The 400-nt window shown below is 73.5% G+C and carries 1 protein-coding gene; it reads right to left on the reverse strand.

Annotation, left to right across the window (positions count from 1 at the left end; all coding sequences use genetic code 11):
- On the reverse strand, positions 1 to 400 hold a 400-nt coding region (locus ACLZOT_RS50250; protein ID WP_416976023.1), incomplete at both ends, for a hypothetical protein.

The following is a 400-nucleotide window of genomic DNA, read 5'->3' on the forward strand; positions in this document are numbered from 1 at the left end:
GCGGCCAGCAGCGGGTTGGAGACGACCGAAGCCGTCGTCGTGCTCGGCGCCACGTTGAAGGCCACGCGGTGCCCGTCCGCCCGGGCGACCAGCGCCCGCCACTGCTGCAGCCGCTTGGCCAGCGCGTAGTTCGGACCCTGCTCCACGACGAGGGCGTCCACGAGGCCCCAGTGGCCGAAGTCGCCGGCATCCACGAGGCCGTCCATGTGCGGCGCAAAGCCCCGGCCGGCGCTGCCGAGCCGGGCGCCGTACTGCACCAGCTTCTTGACGACACCCCGCCCGGCATAGGCGTCCATCGAGGCGCGCGCGACCGCTTCGGGCACGGCGAACACATCGGTGGGCGTGGCCATGTAGGCGAGCTGGGTGCGGGCATCGGCGGCGCAGAGCGTCGCGCTGATCG

The sequence above is a fragment of the Streptomyces sp. 4F14 genome, from assembly GCF_048159485.1.
GTDB lineage: Bacteria > Actinomycetota > Actinomycetes > Streptomycetales > Streptomycetaceae > Streptomyces.